Below are 12,638 nucleotides of genomic sequence, written 5' to 3' on the forward strand. Positions count from 1 at the left end.
CTCAGTCGCCGAAGGGGCCCTGGGCGGTGAAGCCGCCGCCCTGGTAGATGGCGTTCGGGTCGTCGGCCGGCACGGGCGGCTGCGACTCGACCTGGGCGCGGAAGACCTCGGAGCTGTCCTTCGGCGCGAAGCCCAGGTGCGCGGCGGCGTGGTTGTCCCACCAGACGGTCCTGTTGGCCGACATCCCGTACACGACGGTGTGCCCGACGCCGGGCGTGAACAGCGCCTTGTCGACGAGCTGCACCAGGTCGTCGTAGCTGAGCCAGGTGCTCATCATCCGGCGGTTGGCCGGCTCGGGGAACGAGGAGCCGATGCGGATGCTCACCGTCTCGACGCCGTAGCGGTCGAAATAGAACTGCGCCAGGTCCTCGCCGAAGGACTTCGACAGGCCGTAGTAGCCGTCGGGCCGGCGCGCGGCATGGGCGTCGATGCGCTCGTCCTGCCGGTAGAAGCCGGTCACGTGGTTGGAACTGGCGAACACCACGCGCTTCACGCCGTGCCGGCGGGCCGCCTCGTAGACGTGGAAGACGCCCCGGATGTTGGCCTCCAGGACCTCCTCGAAAGGCCGCTCCACCGAGACGCCGCCCAGGTGCACGATGGCGTCGCAGCCGGCCACCAGGGCATCGACGGCGCGCCTGTCGGCCAGGTCGCAGGGCACCACCTCCTCGTGCGGGCCGCGCGGCGCGCCCAGCGGCGCGACGTCGGACACGCGCAGCACGCGGGCGAAGGGCGTCAGCCGCTCGCGCAGCACCCGGCCCAGGCCCCCGCCGGCGCCCGTGAGCAGCAGGCGGGGCAGGGGATGGGGATGTGCGCGAGCGGGATCGGACTCTGGGGCAATGGCGGCAGGCAAGCGTGTCTCCAGTGGCGGACCGTCGGGCGTCAGGCTGTACGTCATCTGTTGTCGTACAACATGGCGGCGAATTATGATGAGCGCATGTCGCGCCTGTCAACGGGGATGCCCCAGCCCTCCGAACCGGGGGATTCGCGGCCCGCGCCGCCGCCCCGCCGGCGTGGGCGCAGCCTCGCCCAGGGCCTGGTGGAAGACCTGGGCGACAAGATCCGTGCGCAGAAGATCCGGCCCGGCGACAAGCTGCCGACCGAGTCGGCCATCATGCAGGCCTATGGGGTCAGCCGCACCGTGGTGCGCGAGGCGCTGTCGAAGCTGCAGGCCGCGGGCCTGGTGGAGACGCACCACGGCATCGGCACCTTCGTGCTGCAGCCGCGCGGCGGCGGCATGGCCGGCATGTTCCGGCTGGAGGCGGCCGACATCGCGACCACGGTGGACGTGCTGGCGGTGCTGGAACTGCGCATCAGCCTGGAGACCGAGTCCGCCGGCCTGGCCGCGCTGCGCCGCACCGAGGAGCACCTGCAGGGCATGCGCGAGGCGCTGGACGAGTTCGAGCGCAACGTGCAGGCGGCGGGGGACACGGTCTCGCCCGACTTCCGCTTCCACCTGCAGATCGCGCAGGCCACCGGCAACCCGTACTTCGCGGACATCATGACCCACCTGGGCACGACCATCATCCCGCGCACCCGGGTCCATGCCATCCGCAACCAGGACCGCGGCGGCGAATACCTCAGCCGGGTGAACCGCGAGCACGAGGAGATCCTGGCGGCCATCGCGCGGCGCGACCCGGACTCGGCCCGCGCGGCCATGCGCATCCACCTGACCAACAGCCGGGAGCGCCTGCGCCTGGCGCAGGAGGCGGCGCAGCGAGAGGGCGGCAGCGCCGCGCGCTGAGCCGCCAGCCGGCACGGCTTTTTTGTGTCCGAGGTCTTGGCAAACAGTCATTCTAAGTTGTACGATGACTGATGATTGATTTGTCCAACCCTGGAGACAGCGCATGCACCTGAACCGACGCCAATGGCTGGGCACGGCCCTGAGCGCCGCGGCCGTGGCCGCTCCCCTGTCCGTGCGCGCCGCGGACGCCTGGCCGTCCCGGCCCATCCGCATCGTGGTGCCGTATCCGCCGGGCGGCTCGTCGGACATCATCGCGCGCGCCATCAGCCAGCCGCTGTCGGATGCGCTGGGGCAGCCCGTCGTCGTCGACAACAAGCCGGGCGCCAACGGCAACCTGGGCGCCGACCTGGTGGCCAAGTCCGCGCCCGACGGCTACACGCTGCTGCTGTGCGACGTGGGCGCGCTGGCGATCAGCCCCTCCGTCTACACGAAGCTGGCTTTCGACCCCTCCCGCGACCTGCGCGGCGTGACCATGCTGGCCTATTCGCCGCACCTGCTGGTGGTGCACCCCTCGGTGAAGGCCGGCAACCTGAAGGAACTGGTGGCGCTGTCCAAGGCCACCGACCTGAACTTCGCCGTCACCGCCACCGGCAGCGCGCCGCACCTGGCGGGCGTGGCGGTCGAGCGCGCCACCGGGGCCAGGTGGGTCTACGTGCCGTACAAGGGCGGCGTGCAGTCCATCCAGGACACGGTGGCCGGCCAGACGCAGGTGCTCATGAACGGCATGCTGGCCACGCTGCCGCACGTGCAGAGCGGCAAGCTCAAGCTGCTGGGCGTGTCGAAGGCCACGCGCATGCCGCTGGTGGGCTCGGTGCCCACCATCGCCGAGCAGGGCGTGCCCGGCTTCGAGTCCGGCACCTGGCAGGGCGTGCGCGCGCCGCGCGGCACGTCCGATGCGGTGGTGCAGCGCCTGAACCGCGAACTGATCGCGGTCATCCGCTCGGCCGACATCCGCTCGCGCCTGACCGGGCAGGGCGCCGAGGTCGTGACGATGGCGCCGGCCGAGGAGGAGCAGTTCTTCAACAAGGAGCGCGCGCGCTGGGCGCAGCTCGTGAAGGAGGCCGGCCTGCGCATCGAGTGATGCCGCGCCGATCCCGCCCGTCCTTCCCCGTCCCCATCTCTTCATCCCAGGAACACACACCATGAGCTACACCCCCCAGGAACTCAAGCAGATCATGAGTTCGGGCCTGCTGTCCTTTCCCGTCACCGACTTCGACGCCAACGGCGACTTCGACCGCGCCGGCTACGTCAGGCGCCTCGAATGGCTGGGGCCCTACGGCGCCAGCGCGCTGTTCGCGGCCGGCGGCACGGGCGAGTTCTTCTCGCTCACGCCCGAGGAGTACCCGCAGATCATCCAGACCGCCGTGGACGTGTGCCGCGGCACGGTGCCGATCATTGCCGGCGCCGGCGGGCCGACGCGGCAGGCCGTCGCCTACGCGCAGGCCGCCGAGCAGGCCGGCGCGCACGGCATCCTGCTGATGCCGCACTACCTGACCGAGGCCAGCCAGGAGGGGCTGATCGCCCACGTGGAGGCGGTGTGCCGGAGCGTGGACTTCGGCGTGATCGTCTACAACCGCGCGCAGGCCCGGTACAGGCCCGACACGCTGGCCGTCCTGGCCGAGCGCTGCCCCAACCTGGTGGGCTTCAAGGACGGCGTGGGCGACATCGAGGCCATGGTGTCGGTCTACCAGCGCATGGGCGACCGCTTCAGCTACCTGGGCGGCCTGCCCACGGCCGAGGTCTATGCCGCGGCCTACAAGGCGCTGGGCACGCCGGTGTATTCGTCGGCGGTCTTCAATTTCATCCCGAAGACGGCGATGCAGTTCTACGAGGCCGTGCGCGACGACGACCAGCCGACCCAGCACCGCCTGCTCAAGGACTTCTTCATGCCCTACCTGGACATCCGCAACCGCCGGCCGGGCTATGCCGTGAGCATCGTGAAGGCCGGCGCCCGGATCGTCGGCCACGGCGCCGGCCCGGTGCGCCCGCCGCTGTCGGACCTGACGGACGCCGAGGCCGGCGACCTGGCCGCGCTGATCGAGAAGCTGGGCCCGCAGTAGGCGGGCGCGGCCGAGCGGAGCCTTCGCCATGTCCCACACGCCCACCATCACCGGGATCGAGGTCGTCCCCGTCGCCGGCCGCGACGGCATGCTCATGAACCTGAGCGGCGCGCACGGTCCCTTCTTCACGCGCAACGTGCTGCTGGTGCACGACAGCGCCGGCCGCACCGGCGTGGGCGAGGTGCCCGGCGGCGAGGCCATCCGCCTGGCGCTGGAAGACAGCCGGCCGCTGCTGGCGGGCCAGCCGCTGGGCGCGCACCTGCAACTGCTGCAGCGGGTGCAGCAGGCGCTGGCGGGCCGCGACGCGGGCGGCCGCGGCCTGCAGACCTTCGACCTGCGCGTCGCGGTGCATGCCGTCACGGCCATCGAGTCGGCGCTGCTGGACCTGCTCGGCCAGCACCTGGGCGTGCCGGTGGCGGCGCTGCTCGGCGAGGGCCGGCAGCGCGAGCGCGTCGAGGTGCTGGGCTACCTGTTTTTCGTCGGCCCTTCCGACAGGACCGACCTGCCCTACCTGAAGCCCGGCGAGGACGCCACCGGCACCGACGACTGGACCCAGGTGCGCCACATGGCGGCCATGACGCCCGAGGCCATCGTGCGCCAGGCCGAGGCCGCGCACGCGCGCTACGGCTTCAACGACTTCAAGCTCAAGGGCGGCGTGCTGCCCGGCGAGCAGGAGGTCGAGGCCGTCACCGCCCTGGCCCGGCGCTTCCCGCAGGCGCGCGTCACGCTGGACCCCAACGGCGGCTGGCTGCTGAAGGACGCCGTCCGCCTGATGCGCGACATGCGCGGCGTGCTGGCCTATGCGGAAGACCCCTGCGGCGCCGAAGGCGGCTTCTCGGGCCGCGAGGTGATGGCCGAGTTCCGCCGCGCCACCGGCCTGCCCACCGCCACCAACATGGTCGCCACCGACTGGCGCCAGATGGCGCATGCGCTGGCGCTGCAGTCGGTGGACATCCCGCTGGCCGACCCGCACTTCTGGACCATGGCCGGCAGCGTGCGCGTGGGCCAGACCTGCCGCGACTGGGGGCTGACCTGGGGCTCGCACTCCAACAACCATTTCGACATCTCGCTGGCCATGTTCACCCACGTGGCGGCGGCGGTGCCGGGCAGGGTGACGGCCATCGACACGCACTGGATCTGGCAGGACGGCCAGTTCCTGACGAAGAACCCGCTGCAGATCCGCGGCGGCTTCATCGAGGTGCCCCAGGCGCCCGGCCTGGGCGTGACGGTGGACCGCGAGGCGCTGCAGCGCGCCAATGCGCTGTACCTGGAGCACGGCCTGGGTGCGCGCGACGACGCCGTCGCCATGCAGTACCTGATCCCGGGCTGGACTTTCGACAACAAGCGTCCCTGCATGGTGCGCTGAGCGCGCGGCGCTCCACCCTTGCGACGGGATCGACCACCGGAGACACGACATGAGCCAGACCATGAACCGCCGCCGCCTGCTCGGGGCCGCCGGCGCCTCGGCCCTCGGTGCGCTGGGCGGCGCAGCCGCCGCCCAGTCCTTCGACTTCAGGCCGCACCAGCGCTACCCCGACCCGGCGGTCCACATCCTGGACCCGAGCTTCGCCAAGTACCGCATCTACAGCAGCACGCTCGAGCAGCTCGGCAGCGGCATGCGCTGGGCCGAAGGGCCGGCGTACTTTCCCGAGACGGGTACGCTGATCCTGTCGGACATCCCGAACAACCGGCTCATGAAGTACGAGGAGAAGACCGGCCGCTTCTCGGTGCACAAACAAGGCGTGAACTACGCCAACGGCAACACGCGCGACCGCCAGGGCCGCCTCGTGACCTGCGAGCACTCGGTCACGCGCCGCGTGGTGCGAACAGAGAAGGACGGCCGCATGACCGTGCTGGCCGACCGCTTCGAGGGCAAGCGCCTGAACGCGCCGAACGACGTCGTCGTCAAGTCCGACGACAGCATCTGGTTCACCGATCCGCTGTTCGGCATCAACGGCGAATGGGAGGGCTCGCGCGCCACGCCCGAGCAGGCGACCACCAACGTCTACCGCATCGGCAGGGACGGGCGGATCACCGCCGTCGTGACGGACATCGTCAACCCCAACGGCCTGGCCTTCTCGCCGGACGAGAAGCACCTGTACGTGATCGAGTGGAAGGGCACGCCGAACCGCAGCATGTGGCGCTTCGACGTCTCGGCCGACGGGACCGGCCTGTCGAACAAGACCAAGCTCATCGACGCCGGTGGGCCCGGCGCCTTCGACGGCTTCAAGGTGGACCGCGACGGCAACCTCTGGTGCGGCTGGGGCTTCAGCGGCGCGCTGGCCTCCGAGCCGGCCGACATCGGCGGCGGCATGAAGGCGTACCCGCCCCTGGGCCATCCCGAGGAGATGGACGGCGTTAAAGTGTTCGACAAGGACGGCCGGCCCATCGGCTTCATCCGCCTGCCCGAGCGCTGCGCCAACCTGGCGTTCGGCGGACCCAAGCGCAACCGGCTCTACATGGCGAGCAGCCATTCGCTCTACGCGCTCTACGTGGAGACGCATGCGGCGGTGTAGGCCTGCCCCATTCCAGCAGCAACGAGGACATTGCCCGTGAACGAGTTCAACAACCTGATCCATGGCGAGTGGGTCGCCGGCACGGGCTACAGCCCCAACGTCAATCCCAGCGACCTGTCGGACGTGATCGGCCGCTACACGCAGGGCGACGCCGCGCAGGTCGATGCCGCCGTGGCCGCGGCGACGGCGGCCTTCCCGGCCTGGTCCACCGGCGGCGTCCAGGCCCGCTCGGAGGCGCTGGAGAAGATCGGCAACGAGATCCTGGCGCGCAAGGAGGAGCTGGGCACGCTGCTGGCGCGCGAGGAGGGCAAGACGAAGGCCGAGGGCATCGGCGAGGCGGCGCGCGCCGGCCAGATCTTCAAGTTCTTCGCCGGCGAGTGCCTGCGCCTCGCGGGCGAGGCGATCCCCTCGGTGCGCCCCGGCATCGGCATCGAGATCACCCGCGAGCCCGTGGGCGTGGTGGGCCTGATCACGCCGTGGAACTTCCCCATCGCCATTCCCGCCTGGAAGATCGCCCCGGCGCTGGCCTTCGGCAACTGCGTGGTGCTCAAGCCGGCCGACCTGGTGCCCGGCAGCGCCTGGGCGCTGGCCGAGATCATCCACCGCTCGGGCATCCCGGCGGGGGTGTTCAACCTGGTGATGGGCCGCGGCAGCGTGATCGGCGACGCGCTGGTCAACCACGCCGGCATCCATGCCGTCAGCTTCACCGGCTCGGTGGGCGTGGGCGGGCGCATCGCCGTGGCCTGCGCCGAGACGCACAAGAAGGTGCAGCTGGAGATGGGCGGCAAGAACCCGCAGGTGGTGCTGGACGACGCCGACCTCGCACAGGCGGTGGAGTTGTGCGTGCAGAGCGCCTTCTATTCGACCGGCCAGCGCTGCACGGCCTCCAGCCGCCTGATCGTCACCGAGGGCATCTACCCGAAGTTCATCGAGGCGATGCAGGCGCGCATGGCGAAGCTCAAGGTGGGCGACGCGCTGGCGCAGGGCACGGACATCGGGCCGGTCTCCAGCCAGTCGCAGCTCGAGCAGGACCTGGGCTACGTGGAGATCGGCAGGAGCGAAGGCGCCACGCTGGCCGTGGGCGGCGAGCGCCTGAAGCGCGATACCGATGGCTACTACATGGCGCCGGCGCTGTTCAGCGAGTCGGCGCCCGGCATGCGCATCAACCGCGAGGAGATCTTCGGGCCGGTGGCCAGCGTGATCCGGGTGAAGGACTATGACGAGGCGCTGGCGGTGGCCAACGACACCCCGTTCGGGCTGTCGGCGGGTATCGCGACGACGAGCCTGAAGTACGCGACCCACTTCAAGCGCCACGCGCAGGCCGGCATGGTGATGGTGAACCTGCCCACCGCGGGGGTGGACTACCACGTGCCCTTCGGCGGGCGCAAGGGCAGCAGCTATGGCCCGCGCGAGCAGGGCCGCTACGCGCAGGAGTTCTTCACCACGGTGAAGACGGCCTACACCAACGCCTGATGCGGCACGCTGCGGCGGGCTTCAGCCCCGCCCGCGCCGCAGCCACCATTCCAGCGCCTCGAACAGCAGTTCGCTCGCCAGCGCCAGCACGGCGGCGGGCAGCGCACCGGCCATCAGCAGGGCGCGGTCGTTGAGCGCCAGGCCCGTCACGATGCGCTCGCCGAAGCCGCCGGCGCCGATGAAGGCGGCCAGCGTGGCGGTGCCCACGCCGATGGTGGCGGCGATGCGCACGCCGGCCACCAGGGTCGGCAGCGCGAGCGGCAGTTGCACCAGCCGCAGGTTCTGCGCGCCCGTCATGCCCAGTGCGGTGCCGGCCTGCCGCAGCCCCGCCGACACCTCGGCCAGGCCGGCCACCGTGTTGCGCATGATGGGCAGCAGCGCGTACAGCGTGAGCGCCACCAGCGCGGGCAGGGTGCCGATGGCGCCCAGCAGCGAGATCAGCGCCGCCAGCAGGGCCAGCGAGGGCACCGTCTGCAGCAGGCCGGTGGCTGCCAGCACCAGCGCCCGCAGCCGCGCATGCGGGAACACGGCCACCGCCAGCGGCACGCCCAGCAGCACCGCGATGCCGGTGGACACGGCCACCAGCAGCACGTGCTCGCGCGCCAGGCGGCCCAGGTCCGGGCCGAACAGCCGGGCCATGAAGCCGCCCGCGCCGGCCGCGGAAGCGGCGGGCGCGGCGCCGCCGCCGCGCGCGGCCAGGAAGTCGCGCGCGATCGCGTCGAAGCCCGCGCCCTCCAGCTCCGCCCGCGCGTTCATGCCGATCATCGCGGGCTCGTCGATGCGGCCCGCCAGCGCCTGCAGCGCCGCCCATGCCGGCGCGAAGCGCTGCGGCACGTCGAGCCGGTAGAGCAGCACCGCGTCGTAGCGCGGGAAGTACGCCCGGTCGTCCTCCAGCACCGCCAGGCCCAGGTGCCCGATCTTGGCGTCGGTGGTGTAGATGTCGATCACGTCCACCTGCCCGGCCGAGATGGCGTCGTAGGCGATGCCGTGGTCCAGGCCGGTGGGCGTCTGCGGCAGCCCGTAGTGCGACTGCACGCCGCGCCACCCGTCGGCGCGGCCGATGAACTCGTTGGTCAGGCCCAGTTTCAGTTCGGGGTGCTTCGCCAGGTCGCTCAGCGTGCGGATGCCCAGGCGCTGCGCGGCGTCGGCGCGCATGGCGAAGGCGTAGCCGTCGTTGAAGCCCAGCGGCACCGCCGCGCCCAGCCCCAGCGGGCGCAGCGCCTCGTTCATCGCCTGCATCGACAGCGGGCGGGGGCTCTTGAGGATCTCCTGCGAGATGGTGCCGGTGTATTCGGCGTAGAGGTCGATCGCGCCCGAGCGCAGGGCCTCGTACACGATGGCCGTGTTGCCCAGCCCCTGCCGCACCACGGGCCGCGCCGGCAGGTGCGGCGCGGCGGCCTGCGCCAGCAGCTCGGCCAGGATGTACGACTCGGTGAAGCGCTTGGAACCGATGGTCAGCGGCCGGCCGTCCTGCGCCGCGGCGCCGTGCATGCCGAAGCCCAGCGTCAGCATCGCCAGCAGGCCGAGGGCCTTCGTCAGCCAGGTACGCATCGCGGCAGTTTAGCGATCGGACCCGCAACGCACTGCCGCTGTGCTCCTACACGCGCCGGCCTCCGCCGCCGCGCAACATCGGAACATGACGAAGAAGGCCCACGCACCCAGCGTCGTCGGCGCGCACCACGGCCCGACCGAACTGCCGCTGGTGGACATCGCCGGCTACAACCTGGAGGTGGAGGACGACGACGGCTTCATCGGCGACCGCGCCAGCCAGACCGCCTTCCGCCGCCTGCTGGACGAGAGGCGCCGCCGCCTGCGCGACGAGGGCCATGCCGACCCCCTGGGCCGGCTGCCTTCGGCCAAGCTCGGCAAGAAGACGCTGGACCGCGCCCTGCGCGGCAAGGCCGGCCGGCAGGCCGCGGAGTTGCTGCGCGGCTCGGTCGAGGTGTTCGCCGACGAACTGGCGCAGGTGGTGCGCCGCTTCATGCGGCAGAAGAGCTGGAAGGGCGTGCGCCGCGTCGTCATCGGCGGCGGCTTCTCCGAAAGCGAGGTCGGCGAGCGCACCATCCTGCAGGCGGCGGCGCTGTGCCATGCGGACGGCGTGCCGGTGGAACTGGCGCGGCTGCGCCACGAGGCGGACGACGGCGGCCTGATCGGCTGGGTGCACCTGGCGCCGCCGCACTTCGCCGAGCACGCCGACGCGCTGCTGGCGCTGGACATCGGCGGCACCAACGTGCGCTGCGGCATCGTCGAGTTCCGCCGCGGCAAGGCGAAGGACCTGTCGCACGCCCGGGTCGCGCGGCGCATCAAGTGGCGCCATGCCGACGACGAGCCCAGCCGCACCGCGCTGGTGGACGGGTTGGTCAACATGCTGCAGGAGATGATCGCGTGGAGCCGCCGCCACCGCATCCGCCTGGCGCCCTTCGTCGGCATCGCCTGCCCGGGGCTGATCCGCGAGGACGGCACCATCGCCCGCGGCGCGCAGAACCTGCCGGGCAACTGGGCGGCCGACAGCTTCCACCTGCCGACGGCGCTGCGCGAGCAACTGCCGCTCATCGGCGAGGCGCCGACGCAGGTGCTGATGCACAACGACGCAGTGGTGCAGGGCCTGTCGGAGCTGCCCTTCATGCGCGACGTCAAGCGCTGGGCGGTGCTCACCGTCGGCACCGGCCTGGGCAACGCCAGCTACGTCAACAGGAAGCCGGCGCCCAAGGAGGGGAAGAAAAACGGGAAGAAGGGCAGGGGCGCCTCATAGGCGCCCCGCCGCTCAGCCCGGCACGATCACCGCGCAGGCGATGCGCGGGCCGGAGTTGCCGGCGGGCTGGGTGGTGAAGTCGTCGCGGTCCCGGTGCACCACCAGCGCGCGGCCGACCACGTTGTTGGCCGCGCCCTCGCTCAGCGAGATCGCATGCACGTCGACCCGGAAGCGCGCGACGCCCGACGCATCGGCCACCAGGCTCGGCAGTTCGCCCGCATGGGTGCCGGCGGAGCCGAACTTGCCGTGCGTGCCGCCGGCGGGGTTGAAATGCCCGCCCGAGGCGTTGCCGTTGTCGCCGCAGTCGCCCTTTTCGTGGATGTGGAAGCCGTGCTCGGTGCCCGGCGGCAGGCCGCGCACCTCGCCGGCCACGCGCACGCCGTGGTCCAGCGCGGTGAAGCGGACGGTGCCGGTGGTCGTGTTGGGCTGGACGGCCGCGGTGGGCCGCAGGTCGGCGCGGGCCGCGGCGCGGCCGGTGCCCATGCCGCTGCAGGCCGACAGCGCCGCCGCGGCGGCGATGACGGCGGCGGCCGTCGCGAGGGGATTCATGCGGATCATGTCAGGTGCTTCCGTTGGATGAAGAAGGCGGCTGGCGGGCCGGAGCCGGCTGGCTGGAAAGATGCAGCGTAGCCCCGCCGCCCGCCGCCGCCGCGTCAGCCGATGCCGCCTCTTCGAGCGATCCGGCCAGCCGCAGCAGGCGCGCCAGGGCCTGGTCGCGGATGCCGTGGCGGCGCAGCTCCTCCAGGGTCTGGCGCGCGTAGTCGAGCGAGGTGCCGTAGCGCCCGGCGGCGCTGGCGAAGATCTCGCGGTAGCGCGCGTCGGGCAGGGTGCCGGTGAAGTTGGGGCTGCGGCGCGAGAGCGTGAAGGCCAGCGCCCGCACCGGCCCGCCCGGCGTGATGCAGTGCAGCCAGCGCGGGTCGTACACGCCGGTGGGCATCTCGCGCAGCCACAGGCGGCCCAGCGTCTCCAGGCCCTGCACGGCCGGCACGCGGAACACCAGCCCCTGGCAGCTGCCGCCGGCCAGCAGCGCGAACACCAGGCCGGGGTTGTCGGGGCTGCCGCGGTTGACGCGGCTCCACATCTTCAGCGCCCGGTGCCAGCCGTGCACCCTGGCCGCGCGCCGCTCGGCGAAGTCGAACTCGGGCCGCCAGATCAGCGAGCCGTAGCCGAACAGCCAGAGGTCCTGGTGGCCGCCCCATTCGTGGATCGTCCGGTCGAGCAGGGGCTGGGGGTCGCGCAGGGGCGCGGGCAGCCGGTCCGGCCCGGCGGGGCCCGGCGCCGCGGCGCCTACAATTTCGCGCTCATGGTTCACGAACCGATTATTTACCGTCCTCTTTCCCTGGGAGACCATCCGATGTCCACGCGTTCCGACGAGGACAGCCAGCAGCGCTTCGCGCTCGGGCTGATCTTCGCCCTCATTGCCCTCGTCGTCCTGAGCGTGGTGGGCGCGGCCGTCTATCACTACGGGCTGCCGCAGGCGGGCGCCGCCGAGGGCGCCGCGGCGCCGGCCGGCGCGCCGGCCACCAGCGTGGCCGTCATCACCGAGACGGTGGTGGCCACCGTGCCCGAGGGCGCGAGCATCCGCGTCGAGGGTGACACGGTGAACTTCTACTTTGCCACCGGCAGCGCCGACATCGCGCCCGGCGCCGCCGAGGCGCTGGCGATCGTGCTCAAGGGCGTGGAGTCCGGGCGCAAGGCGATCGTCTCCGGCTTCCACGACACCACCGGCGACGCGGCGGTCAACGAGCAGCTCGCCAGGAAGCGCGCCGAGACGGTGCGCGACGTGCTCGCCGGCCTGGGCGTGCCGGCCGGGAAGATCACGCTGGAAAAGCCCGCCGTCAGCACCGGCAGCGGCAGCAACGCGCAGGCGCGCCGGGTCGAGGTCCGGCTGGTCGACTGAGACGGTGTGAGCGAACACCGCACGCCATGCGAACGCCCGGCCGACGCCGGGCGTTCCGCTTTCTGCGGGCGCCTGCCGGCGCCGGCCTGGGTGGTGGTGATGGGCGTGTCCGGCTGCGGCAAGTCCAGCCTCGGCGAGGCGCTGGCCGGCGCGCTGGGCCTGCCGCTCATCGAGGGCGACGCCTTCCATCCGCAGG

General features: G+C 72.0%; 12 protein-coding genes and 1 pseudogene. 9 read left to right on the plus strand and 4 right to left on the minus strand.

The genetic code is table 11. The features are described from left to right. Nucleotide 1: 1 nt before the first annotated feature. On the minus strand, nucleotides 2–850 hold the full coding sequence (locus ACIY1X_RS19355; RefSeq protein WP_399683630.1) for an NAD-dependent epimerase/dehydratase family protein: 849 nt from the start codon (nucleotides 848–850) through the stop codon (nucleotides 2–4). A 105-nt stretch (nucleotides 851–955) separates the two neighbouring features. On the opposite strand from ACIY1X_RS19355, the gene ACIY1X_RS19360 reads away from it, so the two are divergent. The 6 genes from ACIY1X_RS19360 to ACIY1X_RS19385 all read left to right on the plus strand — a co-directional run bounded on the left by ACIY1X_RS19360 (nucleotide 956) and on the right by ACIY1X_RS19385 (nucleotide 7,790). Further along, entirely contained in the window at nucleotides 956–1,741 is a 786-nt protein-coding gene (locus tag ACIY1X_RS19360) for a FadR/GntR family transcriptional regulator (protein ID WP_399683653.1), read from the plus strand. Nucleotides 1,742–1,844: 103 nt separating this feature from the next. Continuing rightward, nucleotides 1,845–2,822 (plus strand): Bug family tripartite tricarboxylate transporter substrate binding protein, encoded by a 978-nt coding sequence (locus ACIY1X_RS19365; RefSeq protein WP_399683632.1) that lies wholly within the window; start codon nucleotides 1,845–1,847, stop codon nucleotides 2,820–2,822. A gap of 61 nt (nucleotides 2,823–2,883) precedes the next feature. Beyond that, nucleotides 2,884–3,801, plus strand: coding sequence for a 5-dehydro-4-deoxyglucarate dehydratase (kdgD, locus tag ACIY1X_RS19370; protein ID WP_399683634.1), 918 nt, complete (start codon nucleotides 2,884–2,886; stop codon nucleotides 3,799–3,801). Between the two features lie 28 nt (nucleotides 3,802–3,829). Then, nucleotides 3,830–5,167: an enolase C-terminal domain-like protein gene (locus tag ACIY1X_RS19375; RefSeq protein ID WP_399683636.1), complete on the plus strand. Its 1,338-nt coding sequence runs from the start codon at nucleotides 3,830–3,832 to the stop codon at nucleotides 5,165–5,167. Nucleotides 5,168–5,216: 49 nt separating this feature from the next. Beyond that, nucleotides 5,217–6,317 (plus strand): SMP-30/gluconolactonase/LRE family protein, encoded by a 1,101-nt coding sequence (locus ACIY1X_RS19380; RefSeq protein WP_399683639.1) that lies wholly within the window; start codon nucleotides 5,217–5,219, stop codon nucleotides 6,315–6,317. A gap of 36 nt (nucleotides 6,318–6,353) precedes the next feature. Continuing rightward, nucleotides 6,354–7,790 (plus strand): aldehyde dehydrogenase family protein, encoded by a 1,437-nt coding sequence (locus tag ACIY1X_RS19385; protein ID WP_399683641.1) that lies wholly within the window; start codon nucleotides 6,354–6,356, stop codon nucleotides 7,788–7,790. A gap of 21 nt (nucleotides 7,791–7,811) precedes the next feature. On the opposite strand, the gene ACIY1X_RS19390 is transcribed toward ACIY1X_RS19385, so the two are convergent. Further along, entirely contained in the window at nucleotides 7,812–9,341 is a 1,530-nt protein-coding gene (locus tag ACIY1X_RS19390) for a glycine betaine ABC transporter substrate-binding protein (protein WP_399683644.1), read from the minus strand. An 85-nt stretch (nucleotides 9,342–9,426) separates the two neighbouring features. Here ACIY1X_RS19390 and ACIY1X_RS19395 point away from each other — a divergent pair, with 85 nt between their 5' ends. After that, the gene (locus ACIY1X_RS19395) at nucleotides 9,427–10,542 is read left to right on the plus strand and encodes an ROK family protein (RefSeq protein WP_399683647.1); all 1,116 of its coding nucleotides are present in this window, start codon (nucleotides 9,427–9,429) and stop codon (nucleotides 10,540–10,542) included. Between the two features lie 12 nt (nucleotides 10,543–10,554). Here the strand turns inward: ACIY1X_RS19395 and ACIY1X_RS19400 are convergent, their stop codons facing one another. Both ACIY1X_RS19400 and ACIY1X_RS19405 read right to left on the minus strand, forming a co-directional pair. Next, entirely contained in the window at nucleotides 10,555–11,091 is a 537-nt protein-coding gene (locus ACIY1X_RS19400) for a superoxide dismutase family protein (RefSeq protein ID WP_399683649.1), read from the minus strand. 10 nt (nucleotides 11,092–11,101) lie between these two features. Then, complete coding sequence (locus ACIY1X_RS19405) at nucleotides 11,102–11,794, minus strand: gamma-glutamylcyclotransferase (protein ID WP_399683655.1); 693 nt, start codon at nucleotides 11,792–11,794, stop codon at nucleotides 11,102–11,104. Nucleotides 11,795–11,896: 102 nt separating this feature from the next. Between ACIY1X_RS19405 and ACIY1X_RS19410 the strand changes: the two genes are divergently transcribed. Next, nucleotides 11,897–12,442 carry an OmpA family protein gene (locus ACIY1X_RS19410; protein WP_399683651.1) on the plus strand — a complete coding sequence of 182 codons (546 nt, stop codon included), beginning with the start codon at nucleotides 11,897–11,899 and terminating at the stop codon, nucleotides 12,440–12,442. Between the two features lie 6 nt (nucleotides 12,443–12,448). Next, nucleotides 12,449–12,638, plus strand: a pseudogene (locus tag ACIY1X_RS19415) (hypothetical protein); the annotation flags it as partial.

Origin of the sequence: Xenophilus sp., assembly GCF_044462705.1 — a bacterium.
GTDB lineage: Bacteria > Pseudomonadota > Gammaproteobacteria > Burkholderiales > Burkholderiaceae_C > Xenophilus > Xenophilus azovorans.

Excerpts from the sequence above, each read along its gene's own strand:
- ACIY1X_RS19360 (WP_399683653.1), top strand. The coding sequence starts at position 956 with ATGCCCCAGCCCTCCGAACCGGGGGATTCGCGGCCCGCGCCGCCGCCC.
- ACIY1X_RS19380 (WP_399683639.1), top strand. The coding sequence starts at position 5,217 with ATGAGCCAGACCATGAACCGCCGCCGCCTGCTCGGGGCCGCCGGCGCC.
- kdgD (WP_399683634.1), top strand. The coding sequence starts at position 2,884 with ATGAGCTACACCCCCCAGGAACTCAAGCAGATCATGAGTTCGGGCCTG.
- ACIY1X_RS19410 (WP_399683651.1), top strand. The coding sequence starts at position 11,897 with ATGTCCACGCGTTCCGACGAGGACAGCCAGCAGCGCTTCGCGCTCGGG.
- ACIY1X_RS19390 (WP_399683644.1), bottom strand. The coding sequence starts at position 9,341 with ATGCGTACCTGGCTGACGAAGGCCCTCGGCCTGCTGGCGATGCTGACG.
- ACIY1X_RS19400 (WP_399683649.1), bottom strand. The coding sequence starts at position 11,091 with ATGAATCCCCTCGCGACGGCCGCCGCCGTCATCGCCGCCGCGGCGGCG.
- ACIY1X_RS19365 (WP_399683632.1), top strand. The coding sequence starts at position 1,845 with ATGCACCTGAACCGACGCCAATGGCTGGGCACGGCCCTGAGCGCCGCG.
- ACIY1X_RS19375 (WP_399683636.1), top strand. The coding sequence starts at position 3,830 with ATGTCCCACACGCCCACCATCACCGGGATCGAGGTCGTCCCCGTCGCC.
- ACIY1X_RS19395 (WP_399683647.1), top strand. The coding sequence starts at position 9,427 with ATGACGAAGAAGGCCCACGCACCCAGCGTCGTCGGCGCGCACCACGGC.